The organism is Sinorhizobium sp. KGO-5 (assembly GCF_036245905.1).
GTDB classification, from domain to species: domain Bacteria; phylum Pseudomonadota; class Alphaproteobacteria; order Rhizobiales; family Rhizobiaceae; genus Sinorhizobium; species Sinorhizobium meliloti_A.
The window spans coordinates 106,408-129,713 of the sequence record NZ_BDIZ01000008.1 but is presented as its reverse complement, the minus strand read 5'-3'; the positions used below and the strand labels follow the sequence as shown (position 1 = coordinate 129,713).

The window sequence follows — 23,306 nt, the reverse complement described above, 5'->3', positions numbered from 1 at the left end:
TCAGGCTCCGGAAAGATCATAGGGGCGGGCGAGAATGACGGCCCGGCCGGATTTCAGGGTCAAGCGGACCGTGCCATCCGCGATGTTCGAAATGGTGCGCGACGAGCCGAAGGGCAAATGAAAATCCTTCAGCGGATAGCGCACGTTCTCGATCGAAAGACCGTCAAGGTCCGCAAAGCCGAGGATCGAGAAGAGGCTGCCTTTCGGCAGCTCGATCTCCTGCGAGCCGGGCAGCAGCGGATAGGCCTCCTCCTCGCCGGAGGTCATCATCGCCGAAACGCCGCTCTGGGCAAGCGCGACTGTACCGAGGAGATGCAGGAAAGCGTGATCGCTGCGCGCGCCGCCGAGTCCCCCCGCGAAGACGAGCGAGGTCGCGCCACGCTCGAGGGCTGCCTCGACGGCGATTTCCCCGTCGGTCGCGTTCTTGGCTGCTGGATGGCGTTCACGCGGGACGCCGGCAAACTCCGCCAGAAGCGCCTCATCGGTGGAATCGAAATCGCCGACCCAGAGATCGGGAACGATTCCCAGCGTCCTTGCATGGCGCATGCCGCCGTCGGCGGCGACGAAGCGGCTGCCTTCGAGCTGTCGAGCAAGCCGGTCTGTCGGCGTCAGCGCGCCGCCGAGCAGGATGGTGAAGGGTGATCGGGTCATGGCAGAAGCCCATAGCGCAAAGCAGCGGCGAAGGAAAAGGGCTCCGGCTGCTGTTTTGCGAACGCATGCTGCGCGGATCAGGTTCCGGACGCCGGATCCCCGGGAAAGAGCATGCCGTTGTAGATGCCGGGCGTCGACCCGGCGATCTCCACCGCACCCACCGCGCGAGCATAGAATTCGGCAGGGCCGACGCCGCCGATGATCGCATAGGCATAGCCGGCGGCGCGCATGGATAGCAGGCTTTCGACGAGCAGGGCCTCGCCGATGCCCTTGCCGCGCATGGTCGCGTCGACTCCGGTCGGACCGAAGAAGCCGAGCGCGGTTACGTCATGGCAGGCGAAGCCCACGATCCGATCCCGATGGTGAGCGATATGGATGCGCGTCGGCGTCGAGGAGAAGGCGGTTTCGGCCTCGCCGGCCCACCCGGCCCCGAAGCGCTCCTCGATCCAGGGAATGACGGCCCGCCGCTCGGCCGCAAGCGCCCGGCGGATGCGGATGTCGGGGTCGAGACGCGATGGGCGGCCCTCGGGCAAGGCATAGAGGCGGACGAGCATGTCTGGCATGAAATTGTCTCCGCTTTCGGCGAACAAACGGCGCCGGTAATTGTTTGACTTTTAATAGCGCGGCTGACGCGGACGGCAAACGTCCCTGCTGAAACTCAGCTTGCCTAAGCCGTCGCCGGAAGCTAAATCTCTTGCTGCTCTAACGGGGTGCCCTGGTCGGCTTTTGCGACCGTGGCTGAGAGGCTTCGAGCCAACCCGCGGAACCTGATCCGGCTCATACCGGCGGAGGGATTAGAAGCGATCGGACCGATACGCGCTTTTCCCATTGCAGCAACAACAAAGGGAGAGGTGCCAGAATGTCCAGTTCACTCCATCGAAAAATCCTTGGCCGGCTTGCGATCGCCGCAGCTTCGATCGCGGTATTTTCCGTGAGCGCGGCGGCCGCGGAAAAAACCCTGACGGTCTATACCTATGAGAGCTTCATCACCGAATGGGGGCCGGGCGCCAAGGTGGCGGAAGCGTTCGAGAAGACCTGCGACTGCAAGGTCGACTATGTAGGGGTTGCCGACGGGGTCGAACTCCTGACGCGGCTGAAGCTCGAAGGTCAGGCATCCAAGGCCGACATCGTACTCGGTCTCGACACCAATCTGGTGGCGGAGGCGAAGGCGACCGGCTTCTTCGCGCAACACGGCGCCGATACCGCTTCCGTCAAGGTCCCGGGCGGCTTCTCCGACGACACCTTCATACCGTATGACTACGGCCATTTCGCCGTCGTCTACGACACCGAGACGCTGAAGGATCCACCGAAGAGCCTCAAGGAACTGGTCGAGGGCGATCCGTCGCAGAAGATCGTCATCGAGGACCCCCGGACCTCAACCCCCGGCCTCGGCCTCCTGCTGTGGGTGAAGTCGGTCTATGGCGACCAGGCCGGCCAGGCCTGGGCGAAGCTCAAGGACCGCGTGCTGACGGTCACGCCGGGCTGGTCGGAAGCCTATGGTCTCTTCACGAAGGGCGAGGCCCCGATGGTTCTCTCCTACACCACCTCGCCCGCCTATCACATGGTGGCGGAGAACACCGAGCGCTACCAGGCGGCCTCCTTCGCCGAAGGCCACTATATCCAGATCGAAGTCGCCGCATTGACGAAGAACGCGAAGGACCCGGAACTCGCCCGAAACTTCCTGACCTTCATGATCGGTCCGGAATTCCAGTCGATCATCCCGACGACCAACTGGATGATGCCGGTGACCGCAACCAAGGAGCCACTGCCGGAAGCCTTCAGCAAGCTCGTCGACCCGCAAAAGACGCTCCTCATTCCCTCCGAGGAGGTCGCCGCCAACCGCAAGGCCTGGGTCGACGAATGGCTGGCCGCCATGAGCCGGAACTGAGGCCGGATTGTCCGGCACGAAGGAAAGCAAGATGACAATCGCCGCCGGGGCCTTCGCCTTCGGCGGCATCCTGCTTTTCGTCGGCCTCGCCGGCGCGGCACTGCTTGCCCAGTCGGCCGGCAGCGCCGGCGCCGGTCCGCTTTTCGATGCCTATATCTGGCGCATCACACGCTTCACGCTGCTGCAGGCCAGCCTCTCGACGCTTCTTGCCATCCTTTTCGCCATACCCGTGGCCCGGGCACTTGCCCGCCAGGCTTCGTTCCCCGGCCGCATCTGGGTGCTGCGGCTTCTGGCGCTGCCACTCGGCCTGCCGGCGATCGTCGCCGCACTCGGGCTGATCGAAATCTGGGGCCGGCAGGGGCTCTTGAACAGGGTGCTTTCGGCAGGCGGGTTGGAGCAGCCGGTCAGCATCTATGGCCTCTCCGGCATTCTCATTGCCCATGTCTTCTTCAACATGCCGCTCGCCGCACGCTTGATGCTTGCCGGCATCGAGCGCATTCCGGCCGAATACTGGCGCAGCTGCGCCAATCTCGGCATGGGTTCCTTCGCCACCTTTCGCTTCATCGAGTGGCCGGTGATCCGTGGATTGCTTCCCGGCATCGCCGGGCTCATCTTCATGCTCTGCGCCACCAGCTTCACGCTCGTGCTGACGCTTGGCGGGGGGCCGGCCGCGAGCACGCTCGAAGTGGCGATCTACCAGGCGCTGCGCTTCGACTTCGATCCGCCGCGGGCGATCGCCCTTTCGGCACTTCAGGTCGCCCTTACCGGAGCGCTGCTTCTCGTCTTGAAATTGATCGCGCCGGCGCCGCTGGAGGGAGAGACGAGCGGCAGGGCCATCCGGCGTTTCGACGGCGCGAGCGGTCTGTCGCGGCTTGCCGACCGTATCTGGCTGGTACTCGCCGTCATCCTCATCGGCCTGCCCTTTGCGGCCATCGCCTATAGCGGATCGAAGGCCGACCTCGTCCGTCTCGTGAGCGAGCCGGCATTCCATCGGGCGCTCGCCATGAGCGCGACGATCGCCCTTGTCTCCGCCGCGATTTCGGTAATCATCGCGGCGCTGATGATCCGTACCGAACGCCTCGCGCTGGCGCGCCGGCGCCCGGGGCCGGCGGCTCGCCTCTTTGCCGGAGGGATCGGCGCAAGCACCTCCTTCATACTGCTCGTGCCTCCCGTCGTGCTCGGCGCCGGATGGTTCCTGCTCCTGAGGCCGTTCGGGGACGTCGCCCGTTTCGCGCCGGCCGTCGTCGTCGCCATCAATGCGCTGATGGCGCTTCCCTTCGTTCACCGGGTGCTGGCGCCGGCCATGGCGACGCATGCCGCTCGCACCGCGCGCCTTGCCGCGAGCCTCGGCATCGGGGGCTTCCACCGCCTGCTGTGGATCGACTGGCCGGGTCTGCGCAAACCTCTCTTCGTCGCCTTTTCCTTTGCCATGGCCCTCTCGCTCGGCGATCTGGGAGCCGTCGCTCTTTTCGGCTCCGAGGACATGGTAACCCTCCCTTATCTGCTCTATAGCCGGATGGGCAGCTATCGCACCGCGGATGCGGCCGGACTGGCGCTGGTTCTCGGCCTTCTCTGCCTTGTCCTGACGGTGCTCGGCACGGCGGGAGAGGAGAGGCGGCCGGAGGGTAAATACACATGAGTTCCACCGCTCTCGCCGTAAAGGGCATCGAGATAAGCTTCGAAACAACGACGCTCGCCTTCGACTGCACGGTTCCCGCGGAGCGGATCGTCGCCGTGGCCGGCGCCTCCGGCTCGGGCAAGTCGACGCTCTTCAACGTCATCGCCGGCTTCGAGCAACCGGAGCGCGGGGAAGTCCGCATCTTCGGCGAGGAAATGACCGGTCGCCCGCCGGCGGAACGGCCGGTATCGATCATATTTCAGGAACATAACCTCTTCGCACATCTCGACGCCGCAACCAATGTCGGCTTCGGCATCAGCCCGGCGCTGCGACTGGACGCGGCCGACCGCATGAAAGTGGAGGACGCACTGGCCCGTGTCGGGCTCGCCGGTTTTGGCAAGCGGCTGCCGCCGACGCTTTCAGGCGGCGAACGCCAGAGGGTCGCGCTCGCGCGCGCCTTCGTGCGGCACCGCCCGATCCTCCTGCTCGACGAGCCTTTCGCTGCGCTCGACCCCGGCATGCGCGCCGAGATGCGGACACTCATCAGCGATCTGCACGAGGAGGAAGGCAACACGATACTGATGATCACGCATCATCCCGATGACGTGAGGGCGCTCGCCGACAGCGTTCTTTTCCTCGACCGGGGCCGGATTGTCGCCCATGATGAGGTCGATCGGTTTCTCGGGCGCCGCGACATCACGGCCATCAACCGGTTCCTCGGCAAGGAGGGATGACGACCTGTTCGCGGCGACCGATCCGACGCCGGACGAACTAAATTCGCCGGACGCCACAATTTGACCGCCGCGCCGTGCGAGGCGCGGGAGACACCAGCGGGTATCTCGCAAAATTCGCGCATCCGTTGCTGCGATACCACGGGGCAACTATTTCTACTGGGGTCGGCTAGGCAGGCGGCGCTGAAATCGGATACAGCAGAATCCTGGCTGAAACACCCGCGCCGGTGCGCCGCATCCGGCTGAAAAAGTAGGACTTTTCGCCGATTGCGATGAATGGCTTCGAGCCGCGGGTCGCGCCGGCGGATGGGGACGGGCTGAGGCATGATAAGGCAGGCAGTCATGAATGGCTGGTTTCCGCGGCGGCATGGAGCCGTGCGCGCACGAGCGCTGGTCGCATTGGGTGCCACGACGCTGATGGCTGGCTGCCAATCCGTCATCGAGCAGACCTACGAGCCCACCGTTTCGCCATCTTCGAATCCGCAGATCGTCGAGGAAGTGCAGAAGAACGACCCGCGGGCCCAGCTCGGTGCGCGCGAGCATCCGCGCATCGTGGCGAGCTACGGCGGAGAATACCGCGACGCCAAGACCGAGCGGCTGGTCGCCCGGATCACCGGCGCCCTGACGGCGGTTTCGGAAAACCCGCAGCAATCCTACCGCATCACCATTCTCAACTCGCCGGCAATCAACGCTTTCGCGCTTCCGGGCGGCTATCTCTACGTGACGCGCGGTCTGCTGGCGCTCGCCAACGACGCCGCGGAAGTGGCCGCCGTGCTCTCGCACGAGATGGCGCATGTGACGGCCAATCACGGCATCCAGCGGCAGCAGCGCGAGGAGGCGGAGGTGATCGCCAGCCGCGTCGTCTCCGAGGTGCTCTCCTCCGATCTTGCCGGCAAGCAGGCGCTTGCCCGCGGCAAGCTGCGCCTTGCCGCCTTCTCGCGCAATCAGGAACTGCAGGCCGACGTGATCGGCGTCCGCATGCTGGGCGAGGCGGGATACGACCCCTATTCGGCGGCGCGCTTCCTCGATTCCATGGCCGCCTATAGCCGCTTCAGCGCGGTCGATCCGGAGGCGGACCAGAGCCTCGACTTCCTGTCGAGCCACCCCAACGCGCCGCAACGCGTCGATCTCGCGCGCCGGCATGCCCGTGCCTTCGGCCCCGAGGGGACGAGCGGCGATCGCGGGCGCGACTATTATCTCGCCGGCATCGACGGTATCCTCTATGGCGACAGCCCGCAGGAGGGCTATGTCCGCGGACAGACCTTCCTGCACGGCCAGCTCGGCATACGCTTCGACGTGCCCACCGGCTTCCAGATCGACAACAAGGCCGAGGCGGTGCTTGCCACCGGCCCGGGCGAGGTCGCCATTCGTTTCGACGGCATCGCCGATACGAGCCGGCGCAGCCTCACCGACTACATCGCCAGCGGCTGGGTCACGGGCCTCAAGCCCGATACGATCCGCCCGATCACCGTCAACGGCCTCGAGGCCGCAACGGCGCGCGCATCGGCCGACCGCTGGGATTTCGACGTCACGGTGATCAGGTTCGGCGAGCGCATCTACCGCTTCCTGACGGCCGTTCCGAAAGGCTCGAGCGCACTCGAGCCGACGGCAAACCAGTTGCGAACCTCCTTCCGCCGCATGACGTCCGGCGAGGTCCAGTCGTTGAAGCCGCTGCGCATTCGGGTGGTCACGGTCAGGTCCGGCGATACGATCGCGACCCTTGCGGCCCGCATGATGGGTACGGACCGCAAGCTCGACCTTTTCCGGCTGATCAATGCGATGCAGATCACATCGACGGTCAGACCCGGCGACAAGGTGAAGATCATTTCGGAGTGAGGCGGCGTAACGGCGCCGCAGCCGCGGCCTTCTCCCCGCTCGCGGGGAGAAGAGGACTCACGTCGCCGTTTCGCCTCTCAGTCGCTCAATTGAGCATTGGCGAGGCCGAGGCTCGTCCCCCGGGCCCGTTTACGGGGAGAAGGCGCCGGCAGGCGGATGAGGGGCAAATGGCGTTCCGAAGCATCGCGCTTCAATGCATCGCCGCCGTCAGTGCGGGCGCCTTGGCGGTGAGCGCCGCACGAAGCTTTTCGAGCGCGCGCGTTTCGATCTGCCGCACCCGTTCCTTCGATATTCCAAGCGCGACGCCGAGTTCCTCCAGCGTGGCGCCATCCTCCGTCAGGCGGCGGGCGCGAATGATCTTCATTTCACGTTCGCTGAGTTCTCCGAGCGCGATCTGCAGCCATCGGCGGGCGCGCTCGCCGTCGATCAGATCGCTCACCTGTTCGTCGGGCAGAGGTGCTTCGCTCGCCAGGAAATCCAGCCGGGCGCCGGCATCCGGGTCGCCGCCGCCGATCGGCGCCTGCAGCGACGCGTCGTTTCCGGAAAGGCGCGCATCCATTGTCTGCACGTCGGCAAGGCTGACACCGAGCGCCGCGGCTATCTCCTCGTGCATCGCCTGAGAGGTCAATTGTCTGTCCCCCTGGGCGAGCCTCGCGCGCAACCGGCGCAGATTGAAAAACAGCGCCTTCTGCGCCGAACTGGTGCCGCCGCGTACGATCGACCAGTTGCGCAGCACGTAATCCTGCATCGATGCGCGGATCCACCAGGTCGCATAGGTCGAGAAACGCACCTCCCGGCTCGGCTCGAAACGCGCTGCGGCCTCCAGGAGCCCTATATGCCCCTCCTGCACGAGATCTCCCATGGGCAGCCCGAAACTGCGGAACTTCGCCGCCATCGAAATCACCAGACGCATGTGCGACATTGCGATCTTGTTGCGCGCCTCCTGGTCGTTATCGTTCCGCCAGGCCTGTGCGAGCGCATGTTCCTCGTCCCGCTCGAGATAGGGCGCTTCCATGGCAATCTTGATCATACGCCTGTCTGCTGTGAGGGTCTTCATCGATTGCTCCGTAGCTGGCGGCGAGCGCCATTTCACGATTGAACTCCAAACGCCGAGCGCTCTCTTGCTGCGTTCGGCAACGGGACGGATGGCGCTGGTTGACGAAATGACAGGGCGCCCTAGATGGAAGAATACGAACCTGAGGCGTGAGGAAATCACGGGGCCAAGATCGCTCGGCAGCACAGGCGAAGACCTCCCTGCCGGGAGTGTTAAACGTGCGCGGGCGCGAAAAGTTCCGCGGGCGACAGCGATTTTTGATTGTGGATACCGCCGCTGTACGCCCCAACGATTGTAACGCGGCTTCGCCGCCCCCAGTCTCTCGCCTTCTTGCGCCATCGGGCGCTCAGCTTCCGGGAATATACGGCAACAAAAAAGCCCGGCCTTTTTGATGGCCGGGCTGATCTGGTTGATCGACGCAAGGAGCGCTTAAGCGGCTTCGTCCTGTGCGTCGTCTTCTTCGATAGCCTTGCCGCGCTTCGGGCCTTTGTTGAGATTGGCCTCGACGAGGCGAACGGCCTCCGTTTCCGACATCCTGTTCACGGCCGCGATTTCGCGCGCCATCCGGTCAAGCGCGGCTTCATAGAGCTGGCGCTCGGAATAGGACTGTTCCGGCTGGTTCTCGGCGCGATAGAGGTCGCGTACGACTTCCGCGATGGAAATAAGATCGCCGGAATTGATCTTGGCATCGTATTCCTGAGCGCGGCGCGACCACATGGTCCGCTTCACGCGCGCCTTGCCCTGCACGACCTTCAACGCGCGGTCGACGAAATCGGTTTCGGACAGCTTGCGCATGCCGATGCCCACGGCCTTCGCCACCGGCACCTTGAGACGCATCTTGTCCTTCTCGAAGTCGATGACAAAGAGTTCGAGCTTCATGCCCGCGACTTCCTGCTCCTCAATCGCGACGATCTGGCCAACGCCATGGGCCGGGTAAACGATCGATTCACCGGTCTTGAAGCCTTGGCGCGTTGAAGATTTCTTCTGCTGGGTGGTCATTCGTTTCAAACACTCCCTAGTGCGCACCCGGCCTTCACAGGGGCCGGGGCCGGGTCAGTCAGGCCCGGGATAGACGGGGGTACCGCCGGGTGGGTCCACCTGGTCCTCCAACGAAACGCAAACAAGCTCTTAGGGCGCAGTCACAAGCAACGGGCCGTTGCATATCTCAAAAGTGCCGCGCGGTGGAGATCGTTTGCTTTCGTGCTGGTTTTCGGGCGCGCAAAAGCACCCTCTGTGGATCAGTGCGTGAAAACTATCACAAAAAAGAGCGGAAATCAATAATTTGCTGCACGGCAACGATCAAGTCGCCGCGCTCGCAAGCGCGAAGTGCCGGCGGGATTTCCCCAGCTTTCCGGCCTCGCCATCTGTCGTCCGTCAGCATCGACGAACCGAGCGGCCGAAGCCCGTCTCAGTCGCCCTGTCCCGGTTCGGAAGAAAAATACTTCTCGTATTTTTCTTCTACCCCATCCATCTCCTTGGCCTCCGGCAGCGGGTCGCGCTTAACGGTGATGTTCGGCCACTGCGTGGAAAATTCCGCGTTCAGTTTCAACCACATATCGAGCCCCGGCTCGGTATCCGGCTTGATTGCACCCGCGGGACATTCCGGCTCGCATACGCCGCAGTCGATGCATTCATCCGGATGGATGACGAGGAAGTTCTCCCCCTCATAGAAACAATCCACCGGGCAGACTTCAACGCAGTCCGTGTACTTGCAGCGAATGCAGTTATCGGTCACGACATACGTCATGAGGTACTCCAGCCAATGCTCACATTTGATGGCAGACGGCAATCAACGGTGATACTCGATCGCCCGCGCATGCTAGGCATGTCCGGCACGCATAGCTGCCGATGCAGACCCGAATGCCATCCTCAGCATGGCTTCGTGAATCGGAATCGATCCGGTGAAACCACACATCGGTTCAAGCTGCTACACCAACCTTCGCCCCTCGAACTGGACGTTCGGCACTGTAGCGTTGCTTGTCACGTAAAGGCTTTGACGGGCCTTTGCAAGAATTATCCATGCGCGATTTGCCCCTCTGGGGGCACAGTTTTCCAGCCTCGGGACGGGCGTGCCGAAATCGGTTGCAGGCCGCTGCGACGGTCTACGGCACCGGGTCCAAAGTCTGAAAATCAGTCGTCATCGGGGTCCGGCCCCGGCCGCAAGCGGTCCGTCTCGCGGCGCTCCCGCTTTGTCGGCCGCCCTGCGCCGCGGTCGCGCGTCGCCTGCTCGAAAAGCGTGGGCCTGCCGGCGGGTACGGCGGGAGTCAAATCCTCGTAGAGGAGGCGCGCTTCCTCATAGGGGCCGCGGCGGGACCCGGGCAGCAGCACGCGCACGACGAGATCGCGCCGCTCCAGCGACACCTCGAGCATGTCGCCGGCCCTGATCTGGGCGGACGATTGCGTCTCACGCTTGCCGTTGACGGCCACATGGCCCGCCTCGATCGCCTTCTGGGCGAGCGAGCGCGATTTGATCAGCCGGGCGAAGAACAGCCACTTGTCGAGCCGCTGGCGCATTGCAGGGGCGGACGGCGGCTCTTTTTCCATGGGCCTGACCTACTTCTTCATCTGCTCCTTCAGAGCAGCGAGTTTGGCGAAAGGCGAATCCGGATCGATCGGCTTTTCCTTGCGGGGCGGACGCCCTTCGAACTTGGAGGGAGACGACTTGTTTCGATCGTGCCGGTCGCCGCGGTCCTTTCGCTGACCGCCCGGCCTTCCTTCGGACCCCTTGCCTTCCTGCGGCTTGCCTTCCCGGGGCTTGCCCTGCGACTTGCCATGAGGAGCCTGCCTGCGGCCGCCCTCGCGGCCTTCGGTCTGGCCATGGCGCTGGCCCCCTCGGCGCTGTTCGCCCTGGCGACCGCCCTGTCGCTGATTGTCCTGACGGGTGCCCGGACGCCACAGGAGCACCGGCTTGGCTTCAACCGGGGCCTCCGGCTCAGCCGGTGCCGCTGCATCGTCGCTTGCCGGCGCCGCCGGCGTCGTTGCAGCTGCGGTATCGGCGGCGGCTTCCGTCTCTGCGGCAGGCGTCTCGGCAGCCGCGGTTCCGGCGGCCTCCGTCTCTGCGGCAGGCGCATCCGCGGCCTCGGCCTCGACGCCTGCATCCGCTACGCTCGCACCGGCCTCTTCGGCAGACGCCGTGTCCCCGTTCTGGCTTGCCAGGAAAGCTGCCGCCTCTTCGGCCGGCACGGCGTCGGCGCGATAGCCGAGACCCTTGAGGATTTCCTCCATGTCATCCGGCGTCGCCCCGAGAATGGACAACATCGACGTCGTCGCGACGAAACGGCGGCCGTCATAGGCGCCTTCCGGACGCGGCGACGTCCCCGGCTTCCACTGCAGGAGCGGACGGATGAGATCGGCAAGCCGCTCGAGGATATCGATCCGCACAGCGCGCTTGCCGAGGAAGCGGAAGCCCGCGAGCTTGTAGAAGGTCCGCTCGAAAGACGGATCGGTGACGACCGAGGTACGGCCGGCGGCAAGCATCGGGATGAGCTCGCCGTAACCGGGCTTGTCCAGCCCGTCATTCTTCAGGGCCCAGAGAAGCGTGATCAGCTCCGCCGGAGCCGGCTTCAAAAGCGCGGGGAGGAAGATGTGATAGGCGCCGAAGCGTACACCGTATCTGCGAATCGACGCGCGGCTCTCCTGATCGAGCGACTTTACGTCTTCGGCGACGTCGCGACGGAAGAGCACGCCGAGATTCTCGACGATCTGGAAGGCGAGACCCTTGGCGAGACCCTCCAGATCCTCGGCGCGCGAAATGTCGTCCAGCGGCTTCAGCACCGTGCTGATGTGATGGTTCACGAAACGCTCGATCCGCGCCAGGACATGTTCGCGGGCATTAGCCTGAAGCTGATCGTCGGCAAGCAGGATGACGCGGGGACGCATGACGTGGTCGCTCGCCGTGAGCCGCGCGACCGGATCGCCGAGCCAACGGACAAGACCGTCCGACGACAGAGCCAGGTCGCCATTGCCGGCGGCATGGAGACGAGCGGCGCGCGCTTCGAATTCCAGCGCGAGCGCCTTATGGGCGGCACCCTGAACGGCCTTCGCGTCCGTTCCCTCGCTGCCCGCGGCGAGCGTGAACCGGAAACCGGCTAGCTGACCCACATGGTGTCCCTCGACGAAGACATCACCATTCACACTGATTTCTGCTTCCAGCATCGCATTCTCTCTCAGGCGCTTCATGAGCACAGATGTCCTGCGATCAACAAAGCGTTTCGTCAACCTTTCATGTAGCGCGTCGGACAATCGATCTTCGATTTCCCGCGTCTTTTCTTGCCAGTGTGTCGGATCGGCAAGCCACCCGGGCCGGTTGGATACATAGGTCCAGGTCCTGATCTGCGCAATTCGCGCCGAAAGTGTGTCGATTTCGCCGTCCGTATGATCGGCGCGCCGGACCTGTTCGGCCATGAAATCCTCGTTGACCGTGCCATGGCGAACGAGGTCCGCATAGATGGTCGAGATCAGATCCGCATGCTGAGCCGGCGTGATGCGGCGATAATCCGGGAGCGCGCAGGCTTCCCAGAGCTTCTCGACGCGCTCGGACGCCGTGGCGACGTCGACGATCTCCGGGTAGCGGGTCAGATGCTCGAGAGCCTGCTGATCGACGGCCGGGAGCGCCCGCGCCAGGCCGGATACCGCCGGTGCGGCCTCGAGGCTCTTTTTCAGTGCCTTCAGGGAAGAAAAGTCGAGCGCCTTGGAGCGCCACTGCAGCACGCGGACCGGGTCGAACTCATGCGATTCGATGCGGTGCACCAGCTCCTCGTCGAACGGATCGACGCGTCCGGTCACGCCGAAGGTCCCGTCCCGGACGTGCCTGCCCGCGCGCCCCGCGACCTGGGCGAGCTCCGCCGGATTGAGGTTACGGTACTGGTAGCCGTCGAACTTCCTGTCCTGAGCGAAGGCGACATGATCGACGTCGAGGTTCAGCCCCATGCCGATGGCGTCGGTCGCCACGAGGTAGTCGACGTCCCCCTCCTGATAGAGCGCCACCTGGGCATTGCGGGTTCGCGGCGAAAGCGCGCCCAGTACGACGGCCGCGCCGCCGCGCTGGCGCCGGATGAGCTCCGCGATCGCATAGACCTCGTCGGCCGAAAAGGCGACGATTGCCGAGCGGTTCGGCAGGCGGGTGATTTTCTTGGAGCCGGCATAGAGAAGCTGCGACATGCGCGGCCGCTCGACGACGGTGATGCCGGGCAGCAGATATTCGAGGATCGGCCGCATCGTCGCGGCGCCGAGCAGCAGCGTCTCGCCGCGGCCGCGCAGGTGCAGTATCCGGTCCGTGAAGATATGGCCGCGTTCGAGATCGCCCGCCAGTTGAACCTCGTCGATCGCCACGAAGGAGGCCGTGGTCTCGCGCGGCATCGCTTCCACCGTGCAGACCGAAAAGCGGGCACGATGCGGGGCGATCTTTTCCTCGCCCGTGATCAGCGCGACATTGTGGTGGCCGACCTTCTCCACGAGACGCGTATAGACCTCGCGTGCGAGCAATCTCAGCGGCAGCCCTATGACGCCGCTGTCATGCGCGATCATGCGCTCGATCGCATAATGGGTCTTGCCGGTATTGGTGGGTCCGAGCACCGCGGTCACGCCGCGGCCGCTCAGGATCATGGATTGAAAAGACAAGGTCTCGATCCCGGACAGTCTCTACAGCACCGCGCTTCCTTGGTCGCGCAAAGCTCGCTGCAGTGCTGATTTGGCGTATGTATTATCCTTAAAACGGCTCCGATTTAAGGAACACGTATGGTGAGCCGGCGCGCGTTCACGCTCCGGCGGGAAACAGATGCCTATGCGACGTGCCAAACGCAAGGGTTCACGGGGAATAAATGCGCCAAGCGGCCAACCATATCTTGCGGCTCCCCTTTCAACTGCAGTTCAGGATTCTGGAACAGCGACGGAACGAATCAGAGACGAATCGCTGACTCCCGCTGATTCACTTTATGTTCACGGCTATATATAGATATCAACATCTAGTTACGCACCAGATGCTGAATCCAAGGGAGGATCACCCCTCAGAAGCTGCCGATCGGCTTCGGCTGTCGTCACTGCAGCCTTTGACCACGCAAAGGATTCCGAATCCAAGAGTCTGGAAAGATTGAAAAATTTTAACGGGATTCGCCGCCGATCGGCCGAGTCCGGAAATAGGAATCGCTTCACAGGCACCCGCTCCCGCATGGGCAGAGCGGCGCCGACTCGCCCGGAGGAACGTTTTCCCCTTTCGTTCGCCACAATATCTAGTGGCACCTATAGACATCGGGGGCAGGCTTCAGCATGGACACGGATGCGAGATCCGAGGGCCAAAACGAATCCGGCGCCCCGAAGGGCGCCGAAAAAAAAGCCGCCGGCATTACGCCTCAGGCGAAGTACTGGCCCCCGTTGGCCGAAATCGTCGAGCCGGTGATGAAGCCCGCGTCGTCGGAAGCGAGAAACACGACGCAGCGTGCCACTTCCTCCGGCTCGCCCAGGCGTCCCACCGGTATCTGTGGAATGATCCGCTCGTTGAGCACCTTTTCCGGAACGGCGCGCACCATCTCGGTGCCGATATAGCCGGGGCAAATCGCGTTGACGGTGATCCCCTTCGCCGCCCCTTCCTGGGCCAGGGCCTTGGTCAGGCCGAGATCGCCGGCCTTGGCGGCGGAATAGTTCACCTGGCCCATCTGCCCCTTCTGGCCGTTGATCGACGAGATGTTGACGATGCGCCCGAAACCGCGGTCGCGCATGCCCGACCAGACCGGATGCGTCATGTTGAACACGCCGGTGAGATTGGTGCCGATCACTTCGCCCCACTGTTCCGGCGTCATCTTGTGGAACATGGCGTCACGGGTGATGCCGGCATTGTTGACGAGGATGTCGACCGGTCCGAGGTCCGCCTCGACCCTGGCGATGCCATCGACGCAGGCCTGATAACTCGATACGTCCCATTTATAGACGGGAATGCCGCTTTCCTGCTCGAAGGCCTTGGCCCTCTCGTCATTTCCGGCATAGTTTGCGGCCACCTTGTAGCCCGCAGCCTTCAACGCCACGCAAATTGCGGCGCCAATGCCGCGGGATCCGCCCGTTACCAGTGCTACCCTGCTCATACTCGCCTCCCGCTCGGTTGATTCAAATTCGCAAAAGCACACCCCTGCAGCCCGGCGAGCCCGGGCCGCTGATCTCCATCGTCTGATCCGAAACTTGCCCGCATTGCAGGCGGCCGGTTACAGGCGTTCCACGCACATGGCGACGCCCATGCCGCCGCCGATGCACAGGGTGGCAAGCCCCTTGGAGACGCCGCGCCGCTTCATTTCGAAAAGAAGCGTGTTCAGCACGCGGGCACCGGATGCACCGATCGGATGGCCGATGGCGATCGCTCCGCCATTGACGTTGACGATCGAAGGATCCCAGCCGAGGTCCTTGTTGACGGCGCAGGCCTGAGCCGCGAAAGCCTCGTTCGCTTCCACGAGCTCGATGTCGGCGACCGACCAGCCGGCTTTTTCGAGGGCCTTGCGCGATGCGGGGATGGGGCCGGTGCCCATGATCTGCGGGTCGACGCCTGCCGTCGCCCAGGAGACGATGCGGGCAAGCGGCTGGATGCCGCGCCGGGTCGCCTCGGCCTCGGTCATCAAGAGCGCCGCGGCGGCGCCGTCGTTGAGACCCGAAGCATTGCCCGCGGTCACGGTACCTTCCTTGTCGAAGGCCGGGCGGAGCTTTGCGATCGAATCGAGCGTGGCACCGTGGCGGATGTACTCGTCCTGATCCACGGTTACGTCGCCCTTGCGCGTCTTCACGACGAAAGGCACGATCTCGTCGGCAAAACGCCCGGCCTTCTGAGCCGCTTCCGCCTTGTTCTGGGAGGCAAGCGCGAATTCGTCCTGTTCCTCGCGCGTCAGCTGCCATTTCCGCGCAACGTTCTCGGCGGTGATGCCCATGTGGTAGCCGTAGAAGGCATCCGTCAGGCCGTCCTTGATCATCGTGTCGATCATCTTGTAGTCGCCCATCTTCACGCCGCCGCGCAGGTGCGCGCAATGCGGCGCCATGGACATCGACTCCATGCCGCCAGCAACGATGACCTTCGCATCGCCGGTTGCGATCTGCTGCATGCCGAGCGCCACGGCGCGCAGGCCCGAGCCGCAAAGCTGGTTCATGCCCCAGGCGGTCTTTTCCTGCGGGAGGCCCGCCTTCATCGCCGCTTGCCGTGCAGGATTCTGCCCCTCGCCCGCCGGCAGCACCTGGCCGAGGATCACCTCGTCCACCTCGCCCGCTTCGACGCCCGCCCGCTCGAGCACCGCCTTGATGGCGGCCGCGCCCAGTTCGTGCGCGGGAGTGTTGCCGAAGGCGCCATTGAAGGAGCCGACGGCCGTGCGGGCCGCGCTGGCGATGACGATCGAGGGATTGCTCATGGGACGTTCCTCATATTTGCTTTGCCTGATGGAGGCAGACTGGCAAAGGGAGGAGCGCGAGTCAAACGGCTAGTTGCACTGCCGCAAAAGCTTCACGGTGACTTGTCGGCGCTTGTTCGCAGCTGCGTCGCCGCATTGCACAAAGAGATTGTCAGTGGCGCTCTTTTGCGGATACTCTGAAAAATACAATAAAGACGGGACCATGGGTAAGAGGAGACCCTGATGGGGAAAAACGAAGGCCAGATCGTCATCAAGAAATATGCGAACCGGCGCCTCTACAATACCGGTACGAGCACTTACGTGACCCTCGACGACCTGGCTGTCATGGTGAAGAGGGGCGAGGACTTCATCGTGCAGGATGCCAAGTCCGGCGAAGACATAACCCATTCCGTGCTGACGCAGATCATCTTCGAGCAGGAGTCGAAGACCGGCAACACGCTTCTGCCGATTTCCTTTCTCCGCCAGTTGATCTCCTTTTATGGCGACCAGATGCAGATGGTCGTACCGAGCTATCTCGAGCACTCGATGCAGGCCTTCACCGAACAGCAGGCGCAGATGCGCGAGCAGATCACCAAGGCCTTCGGCGACACGCCGATCGGCAAGAACCTGAAGGTGCCATTGCAGCTCGTCGAGGAACAGGTCCGGCGCAACACCGAAATGTTCCATCAGGCCATGCAGATGTTTTCGCCCTTCATGGCCGCCCCGCCGGCCAAGGAAACCAGGAAGGCCGAGGCGAAGGACATCGACGAACTGAAGGAACAGCTTCGCGCCCTTCAGACGAAACTGGACAATCTGGGCTGAACTTCCGCGATGCTTCTCCGTGATGGCAGGGGCTCCAGCCCCTCACCCCGCTTGCAGGGAGAAGGTGGGCGGCAGGCCAGATGAGAGGCGCGCTCGTCCAAGCCATCAGACATTCGCACCAAAAGAAAAAGGGCCGGCAATGCCGACCCTTCGAACTTCATCCGCAGGCGGAAACGCTTATGCGTTTTCCTTCGGCGTCAGGACCTGGCGGCCGCGATACATGCCGGTCTTCAGGTCGATATGATGCGGGCGGCGCAGTTCGCCGGAGTTCTTGTCTTCGATGTAGGTCGGAGCCTTGAGGGCGTCAGCGGAACGGCGCATGCCACGCTTGGACGGGCTCGTTTTTCTTTTCGGTACAGCCATTTCATTCTCCACTTATCGGGCAAAACACTGTTCAGCAGCCGAAAATGGCCGGGTCAAACAGATGTCGATCTCGGAATTTCGCGCGCTTATACATGTCGAACCGCACTTTGACCAGTCCCCGCGCGCAAATTTTCGACTCCCTTCGGGAAGCCTCGATCCGCTTCAGGCCTCGTCCTCCGGCACGATCCAGGGTTCGGCTCTTGCGGCCTCCTCCCACCTGCGGAAGGCCGGATGCGCCTTGACGGCATCCATATAGGCGAGCGTCGCCGGGTCCGTCACGAGCTCATAGGTCTCGAAACGGTTGACGACCGGAGCGAACATCGCGTCGGCCGCGGTGAACCGGCCGAAAAGGAACGGACCCCCTGATCGCTCGACCGACTCCCGCCAGATCGTCTCGATCCGCGCCACATCCTCGCTGACGCCATCCGGCAGAGCGATCGACTTTCTCGGCCGGCGGATATTCATCGGGCAGGCGCGCAGCGCCCGGAAGCCGGAGAGCATCTCCATCGAGTAGCTGCGCGCACGGGCACGATCCGCGCGCTCCTCCGGCCAGAGACCTGCATCCGGGAAAAGCTCCGCCGCGTATTCGATGATCGCGAGCGACTCCCAAACGCGGTTTTCGCCATGGTGGAGCACCGGAACGCGCCCTGTCGGCGAGATTTCGCGGAACCGCGGATTGCCGGTCGCGAAATCGAATGGAATAACGACGTCCTCGAACGGAATGCCGCAAGCCGTGAGCGCGAGCCAGGGGCGCATCGACCAGGACGAATAGTTCTTGTTGCCGACATAGAGGACGAGCTTGGTCATGATCTGTCTCCGCTGAAACCGAGGGCAGACTTGCCACATCGGCACCGGACAAACCAATGAATTGGTTTCATCTTAATCATAAAGGCAGGTGATGTAACCGCCGGAGCGGCTGGCACGGCGCTCGATCACGCCGGCGAGCCGCCTGAGACCGCGCCCGGGCTTTCCCGCATTGCGGTCGATCGGGTTGGGCAGCGAAACGGCGAGGAGAGCGGCCTGCCGGCGCGAAAGCTTCGCCGCCGAAACGCCGAAATGATGACGGGCGGCGGCCTCGATCCCGTAGATGCCCTCGCCCCATTCGGCGACGTTCAGGTAGATCTCCATCAGGCGCCGCTTGCTCCAGGCGAAATCGGCTGCGATCGCAAGCGGCAGTTCCATCGCCTTGCGCACGAAGGAACGGCCGTTCCAGAGGAACAGGTTCTTGACCGTCTGCATCGGGATCGTGCTGGCGCCACGCGTCTGTTCGCCGTCGAGCGCGTCCTCGACGACGCCACGCATCTGCGCCCAATCGATGCCGGCATGAGCGCAGAACTGCCCGTCCTCCGACATCATCACCGACTGGACGAGCACCGGCGCGATGTCGTCGAATTCCACCCACTGCCGGTCGTAGCCCCGCAGCAGCACGAGGTCGCGCAGCATCAGTGTCGAGACCGGGTGAATGAACTCCAGGAGATAGAGGACGATCAAGGCATAAGGCAGGATGAGAACGGAGAGGACGACGAGAACGAGCCGACGCCACCGCGAGCGCCACGTCCTGCGCGTGGCTGCCCGGCGACCGGCGGGCAACTCCGCCTCCTCGCGTTCTTCCGAAACGATCTCCACGCCCCGTCCGTCCACCTCTTTTCCGCCCGCCTCTTGTCCCATTCACCCTCTCATATGCGATGGCGAGCGAAAGTTGAACGGCCTTTCTCGCAAAAGGCAAGGCTCTGCAGCGCCGTCGTCCCGGGACCGGCCCTGTGCGCGCGACGCAAAACCCCGTTGAAAGCCGCTCCGCCGCATGTCAAAGAGCCTCTATGACAGACGAAAGATCATCCTTTCCGGCGCGCCTCAGGACCAACGCGGCCGCAGTCGAAGCGCTGCTCGAGACGTTGCTCGGCCCGGCCCCGGGCGCGGGCGAAATCGCCCGCCCGGAAAACCTGCTCGGCGCCATGCGCCATGGCGTGCTCAACGGCGGCAAGCGGCTGAGGCCTTTTCTCGTTGCCGAAAGCGCGGCCCTCCTCGGCGGCGATGCGGAAGCGGCGCTCAGAACAGGCGCCGCGCTCGAATGCATCCACTGCTACTCACTCGTCCATGACGACCTCCCGGCCATGGACGACGACGACATGCGCCGCGGAAAGCCGACGGTGCACGTCGCCTTCGACGAGGCGACGGCGATCCTCGCGGGCGACAGCCTGCTGACCTTCGCCTTCGACATCATCGCGGCGCCGGAAACGGCGCTTTCCGACCGCCAGAAGACGACGCTCGTGCTGGCGCTCGCGCGCGCGGCCGGGCATGGCGGCATGGCCGGCGGTCAGGCGCTCGACCTTGCCGCCGAAAAGAGTGCTCCCGACGAAGCCGGCATCGTCCTCTTGCAGTCGATGAAGACAGGGGCCCTCATCCGCTTCGCCTGCGAGGCGGGCGCAATCATCGCCGATGCGCCGGCAGAGGACCGCCGACGCCTGCGCGCCTTCGGAGAGAAGATCGGCCTCGCCTTTCAGCTCGCCGACGACCTTCTCGACCTCACCGCCGATGCAGCAATCGTCGGCAAGGCGACCGGCAAGGATGCGGCACGGGGGAAGGGTACGCTTGTCTCCCTGCACGGCCAGCCTTGGGCCGAGCGCCGGCTCGAAAACCTGGTGGCCGAGGCGGAAGGCCTGCTCAAACCCTACGGGCCAAGCTCGGCGATCCTTGCCGAAACCGCCCGCTTCATCGCCAATCGCAGGAACTGAGCTCATGAGCAAATTCTGGTCGCCGATCGTGGCCGCGCTGAAACCCTACGTTCCCGGTGAACAGCCGCGCATGGCCGATCTCGTCAAGCTCAACACCAATGAGAGCCCCTATGGGCCCTCGGAAAAGGCGCTGGAGGCGATCCGGGCGGCGGCGGACAAGGATCTCCGCCTCTATCCGGATCCCGTCGCTCTCGGGCTGCGGGAGACGATCGCCGCGCGCCACAAGGTATCGGTCGGGGAGGTCTTCGTCGGCAACGGTTCCGACGAGGTCCTGGCACACGCTTTCGCCGCGCTGCTGAAGCACGACAGGCCGCTGCTTTTCCCGGACATCTCCTACAGCTTCTACACGACCTATGCGGGCCTTTTCGGCATCGAGGCGGTGGAGGTGCCGCTCGACGCCGCATTCCGCATCGACATCGCCGATTATCGCCGTCCCTCGGGCGCGGTCATCCTGCCGAACCCGAACGCCCCGACCGGCATCGGCCTGCCGCTTGCCGATATCGAAAGGCTGGTGGCCGAGCATCCCGATCAGCCGGTGGTGATCGACGAGGCCTATATCGATTTCGGCGGCGCATCCGCAATCGCGCTCGTTCCGAAATACGACAATCTGCTCGTCGTTCAGACCTTCTCAAAGTCACGCGCGCTGGCCGGCCTGCGCGTCGGCTTCGCGATCGGCCAGCGCCCGCTGGTCGAGGCGCTGGAGCGCGTCAAGGACAGCTTCAACTCCTATCCGCTCGGACGCACCGCCCAGGCGGGTGCAACGGCTGCGATGAAAGACGAGGCATGGTTCGAGGCTACCCGCGGCAAGATCATCGCCTCGCGGGCGAAGCTGACGAGCCAACTCGAAAAGCGCGGCTTCGAGGTCCTGCCGTCGCAGGCAAACTTCGTCTTCGCCCGCCACCCCCGACATGCGGGCCAGACGCTGGCGGCGAAACTGCGCGAAAGGGCTGTGATCGTCCGCCATTTCGCCAAGCCCCGAATCGCGGATTTCCTGCGCATCACCATCGGCACCGACGCGGAATGCGCCAAGCTGGTCGCGGCACTCGACGAGATTCTGTAAGGCAGCACAGAATCGGGTGCTGCCGCAAAATGCTACAGGTGGCTACGGCCAAACCTCCCATTGGCATCAACGGAGACCTCGGCTACTGTCCCCGCAGGGACAATCGGACGCCGTCATGCTGGACCTTACGCCCTATCTGCCGCAGCTCCTCGTCGCCTGGACGGCCTATGTCATCGCCGTTGCCTCGCCGGGGCCCGCGGTTCTGGCGATCATCGCGACCTCGATCAGCCGGGGGAGAAGCGCAGGCCTCGCGCTCGCCTTCGGCGTGCTGAGCGGCAGCTACACCTGGGCGATGCTGACGGCTTCCGGCCTGTCGGCCCTTATCCGGACCTATGGCCAGGCGATCATCGTCCTGAAGATCGCCGGCGCCTGCTACCTGTTCTTGCTTGCCTATAATGCGCTCAGAGCGGCGATGCGGGGCGACGCCCGACCGTCCGCCCTTCGTGTGCCCCCGACTTCCTCGCTGAAGAAGCTTTACCTCAAAGGTCTCGGGATCCACCTGACCAATCCGAAGGCGATCTTCGCCTGGATGATGCTGGTTTCGCTCGGGATGCCGGAGGGAGCGCCGGTCGGCGTCACCGCCGCCTTCATCGTCGGCTGCATGCTGATCGGTCTCGTGACCTTCTGCGGCTTCGCGATCGTCTTTTCGCTCGCGCCGGTCCATCGGGCCTATCTGAAATCGCGGCGGATCATCGAGAGCCTGATGGCCGGCTTCTTCGCCTTTGCCGGCTTCAAGCTTTTGACGGCGCGGCTTTGATCCTCGATACTACTCCGCGGCCGCCTGGCCGTGGCCGAAGCGTTTCTCGATATAATCGGCGACGAGAAGCTGAAAGTCCTCGGCGATCTTCGGTCCGCGCAGCGTCAGCGCCTTCTGCCCGTCGATAAAGACAGGTGCGGCCGGCATTTCGCCGGTTCCAGGAAGCGAAATACCGATATCGGCATGCTTGCTCTCGCCGGGGCCGTTGACGATGCAGCCCATTACGGCGACCTTCAGCGCCTCGACGCCCGGATATTTCTCACGCCAGACCGGCATGCTCGCGCGGATATCCTCCTGGATCTTCTGGGCCAGTTCCTGGAACACGGTCGAGGTGGTGCGGCCGCAGCCCGGACAGGCCGCGACCACCGGAATGAACTGACGGAAGCCCATCACCTGCAGTAGCTCCTGCGCCACCTGCACCTCGCGCGTGCGGTCGCCGCCGGGTTCGGGCGTCAGGGAAATGCGGATGGTGTCGCCGATGCCCTGCTGCATCAGAATGCCGAGCGAGGCGGAAGAGGCGACGATGCCCTTGGTGCCCATGCCCGCCTCGGTGAGGCCGAGATGAAGCGCATGGTCGGAACGGGCGGCGAGCATCGCATAGACGGCGATCAGGTCCTGCACGCCCGAGACCTTGGCGGACAGGATGATGCGGTTGCGCGGCAGGCCCAGCTCCTCTGCAAGTTCCGCCGAGAGAAGCGCCGATTGCACGATCGTCTCGCGCATCACCTGCTGTGCCGTCAAAGGGGAGCCATTCGCCTGGTTCGCGTCCATCAGGCGCGTCAGCAGTTCCTGATCGAGCGAGCCCCAGTTCACCCCGATGCGCACCGGTTTGTCGTAGCGGATCGCCATCTCGATGATTTCGGCGAACTGCTTGTCCTTCTTGTCCTTGAAACCGACATTGCCGGGATTGATGCGGTATTTGGCAAGCGCCTCGGCACAGGCCGGATAATCGGCGAGCAGCTTGTGCCCGATATAATGAAAATCGCCGACGAGCGGCACGTCCATGCCGAGGCGCAGGAGCCGCTCGCGGATCTTCGGCACGGCCGCGGCGCTCTCGTCGCGATCGACCGTGATGCGCACCAGCTCCGAACCTGCCTTGTGGAGTGCGGCCACCTGCGCCACCGTCGCATCGATATCGGCCGTATCGGTGTTCGTCATCGACTGGACGACGACCGGAGCACCGCCACCGACGATCACGCCGCCGACATCGACGGCGACCGAGGCGCGGCGCGGCTGTGGCTCGAAATCGAAGGCAGAAGACATGAAGGCCTCTTCTTGGGTCCGTTGCTGCAGAGCGGAACGCGCACGGACCGCCCGATACTTTCACTTTTCAGGTGGCGAAGGAACGCCCGCTTGTCAACGGCAACATCACGCGCTGACGGCGAATTGATGGCAGCGGCTACGCGAGCAGTCGCTTGCGCCAGTCTGCGCCCCGCCCGAAGG

Annotated in this window: 21 protein-coding genes and 1 riboswitch; of the genes, 8 read left to right on the top strand and 13 right to left on the bottom strand. The window is 64.0% G+C overall.

The genetic code is table 11. From position 1 onward, the window contains the following. Both BHD07_RS25840 and BHD07_RS25835 read right to left on the bottom strand, forming a co-directional pair. Nucleotides 1-651: a thiamine diphosphokinase gene (locus BHD07_RS25840; protein WP_100672690.1), complete on the bottom strand. Its 651-nt coding sequence runs from the start codon at nt 649-651 to the stop codon at nt 1-3. Nucleotides 652-728: 77 nt separating this feature from the next. Next, nucleotides 729-1,214, bottom strand: a complete 486-nt coding sequence (locus tag BHD07_RS25835; RefSeq protein WP_100672689.1) for a GNAT family N-acetyltransferase — start codon at nt 1,212-1,214, stop codon at nt 729-731. Between the two features lie 133 nt (nt 1,215-1,347). After that, nucleotides 1,348-1,462: riboswitch (TPP riboswitch) on the top strand. Between the two features lie 48 nt (nt 1,463-1,510). Here BHD07_RS25835 and thiB point away from each other — a divergent pair. The 4 genes from thiB to BHD07_RS25815 all read left to right on the top strand — a co-directional run bounded on the left by thiB (nt 1,511) and on the right by BHD07_RS25815 (nt 6,724). After that, nucleotides 1,511-2,539 (top strand): thiamine ABC transporter substrate binding subunit, encoded by a 1,029-nt coding sequence (thiB, locus tag BHD07_RS25830; protein ID WP_100672688.1) that lies wholly within the window; start codon nt 1,511-1,513, stop codon nt 2,537-2,539. Nucleotides 2,540-2,546: 7 nt separating this feature from the next. Next, nucleotides 2,547-4,178, top strand: coding sequence for a thiamine/thiamine pyrophosphate ABC transporter permease ThiP (gene thiP, locus BHD07_RS25825; protein ID WP_338283707.1), 1,632 nt, complete (start codon nt 2,547-2,549; stop codon nt 4,176-4,178). After that, complete coding sequence (thiQ, locus tag BHD07_RS25820) at nt 4,175-4,891, top strand: thiamine ABC transporter ATP-binding protein (RefSeq protein ID WP_100672687.1); 717 nt, start codon at nt 4,175-4,177, stop codon at nt 4,889-4,891. Before thiP ends, thiQ begins: the two co-directional genes overlap by 4 nt. A gap of 339 nt (nt 4,892-5,230) precedes the next feature. Beyond that, nucleotides 5,231-6,724 carry a M48 family metalloprotease gene (locus BHD07_RS25815; RefSeq protein ID WP_234819239.1) on the top strand — a complete coding sequence of 498 codons (1,494 nt, stop codon included), beginning with the start codon at nt 5,231-5,233 and terminating at the stop codon, nt 6,722-6,724. Between the two features lie 190 nt (nt 6,725-6,914). On the opposite strand, the gene BHD07_RS25810 is transcribed toward BHD07_RS25815, so the two are convergent. The 7 genes from BHD07_RS25810 to BHD07_RS25780 form a co-directional block, all read right to left on the bottom strand. After that, on the bottom strand, nt 6,915-7,781 hold the full coding sequence (locus BHD07_RS25810) for an RNA polymerase factor sigma-32 (RefSeq protein WP_018097417.1): 867 nt from the start codon (nt 7,779-7,781) through the stop codon (nt 6,915-6,917). 426 nt (nt 7,782-8,207) lie between these two features. Then, nucleotides 8,208-8,777, bottom strand: a complete 570-nt coding sequence (locus BHD07_RS25805; protein ID WP_003535785.1) for a CarD family transcriptional regulator — start codon at nt 8,775-8,777, stop codon at nt 8,208-8,210. A 409-nt stretch (nt 8,778-9,186) separates the two neighbouring features. After that, complete coding sequence (gene fdxA / locus BHD07_RS25800; protein ID WP_003535779.1) at nt 9,187-9,525, bottom strand: ferredoxin FdxA; 339 nt, start codon at nt 9,523-9,525, stop codon at nt 9,187-9,189. A 383-nt stretch (nt 9,526-9,908) separates the two neighbouring features. Then, the gene (locus tag BHD07_RS25795) at nt 9,909-10,322 is read right to left on the bottom strand and encodes an RNA-binding S4 domain-containing protein (protein ID WP_100672685.1); all 414 of its coding nucleotides are present in this window, start codon (nt 10,320-10,322) and stop codon (nt 9,909-9,911) included. Nucleotides 10,323-10,331: 9 nt separating this feature from the next. Continuing rightward, nucleotides 10,332-13,382 (bottom strand): helicase-related protein, encoded by a 3,051-nt coding sequence (locus BHD07_RS25790; protein ID WP_198516763.1) that lies wholly within the window; start codon nt 13,380-13,382, stop codon nt 10,332-10,334. Between the two features lie 743 nt (nt 13,383-14,125). Then, nucleotides 14,126-14,851: a beta-ketoacyl-ACP reductase gene (locus BHD07_RS25785; protein ID WP_018097420.1), complete on the bottom strand. Its 726-nt coding sequence runs from the start codon at nt 14,849-14,851 to the stop codon at nt 14,126-14,128. A 117-nt stretch (nt 14,852-14,968) separates the two neighbouring features. Beyond that, nucleotides 14,969-16,150: an acetyl-CoA C-acetyltransferase gene (locus tag BHD07_RS25780; RefSeq protein WP_100672683.1), complete on the bottom strand. Its 1,182-nt coding sequence runs from the start codon at nt 16,148-16,150 to the stop codon at nt 14,969-14,971. A gap of 222 nt (nt 16,151-16,372) precedes the next feature. Between BHD07_RS25780 and phaR the strand changes: the two genes are divergently transcribed. Next, nucleotides 16,373-16,951 (top strand): polyhydroxyalkanoate synthesis repressor PhaR, encoded by a 579-nt coding sequence (gene phaR, locus BHD07_RS25775; protein ID WP_003535770.1) that lies wholly within the window; start codon nt 16,373-16,375, stop codon nt 16,949-16,951. A gap of 177 nt (nt 16,952-17,128) precedes the next feature. Here phaR and rpmF read toward each other — a convergent pair whose 3' ends face one another. From rpmF to mtgA, 3 genes are all read right to left on the bottom strand, one after another. Then, a complete protein-coding gene (rpmF, locus tag BHD07_RS25770) occupies nt 17,129-17,314 on the bottom strand; it encodes a 50S ribosomal protein L32 (RefSeq protein WP_003535764.1) in 186 nt (61 codons plus the stop codon). 162 nt (nt 17,315-17,476) lie between these two features. Next, a complete protein-coding gene (locus BHD07_RS25765; RefSeq protein WP_338283702.1) occupies nt 17,477-18,121 on the bottom strand; it encodes a glutathione S-transferase family protein in 645 nt (214 codons plus the stop codon). Between the two features lie 72 nt (nt 18,122-18,193). Next, complete coding sequence (mtgA, locus tag BHD07_RS25760; RefSeq protein ID WP_375341885.1) at nt 18,194-18,940, bottom strand: monofunctional biosynthetic peptidoglycan transglycosylase; 747 nt, start codon at nt 18,938-18,940, stop codon at nt 18,194-18,196. A gap of 191 nt (nt 18,941-19,131) precedes the next feature. Here mtgA and BHD07_RS25755 point away from each other — a divergent pair, with 191 nt between their 5' ends. The 3 genes from BHD07_RS25755 to BHD07_RS25745 all read left to right on the top strand — a co-directional run bounded on the left by BHD07_RS25755 (nt 19,132) and on the right by BHD07_RS25745 (nt 21,863). Next, a complete protein-coding gene (locus BHD07_RS25755; RefSeq protein ID WP_100672680.1) occupies nt 19,132-20,046 on the top strand; it encodes a polyprenyl synthetase family protein in 915 nt (304 codons plus the stop codon). Nucleotides 20,047-20,050: 4 nt separating this feature from the next. Next, a complete protein-coding gene (gene hisC / locus BHD07_RS25750; protein WP_100672679.1) occupies nt 20,051-21,106 on the top strand; it encodes a histidinol-phosphate transaminase in 1,056 nt (351 codons plus the stop codon). Between the two features lie 115 nt (nt 21,107-21,221). Continuing rightward, a complete protein-coding gene (locus BHD07_RS25745) occupies nt 21,222-21,863 on the top strand; it encodes a LysE family translocator (protein WP_338283700.1) in 642 nt (213 codons plus the stop codon). A gap of 9 nt (nt 21,864-21,872) precedes the next feature. On the opposite strand, the gene ispG is transcribed toward BHD07_RS25745, so the two are convergent. Continuing rightward, complete coding sequence (gene ispG / locus BHD07_RS25740) at nt 21,873-23,126, bottom strand: flavodoxin-dependent (E)-4-hydroxy-3-methylbut-2-enyl-diphosphate synthase (protein WP_338283698.1); 1,254 nt, start codon at nt 23,124-23,126, stop codon at nt 21,873-21,875. Between the last annotated feature and the right edge of the window lie 180 nt (nt 23,127-23,306).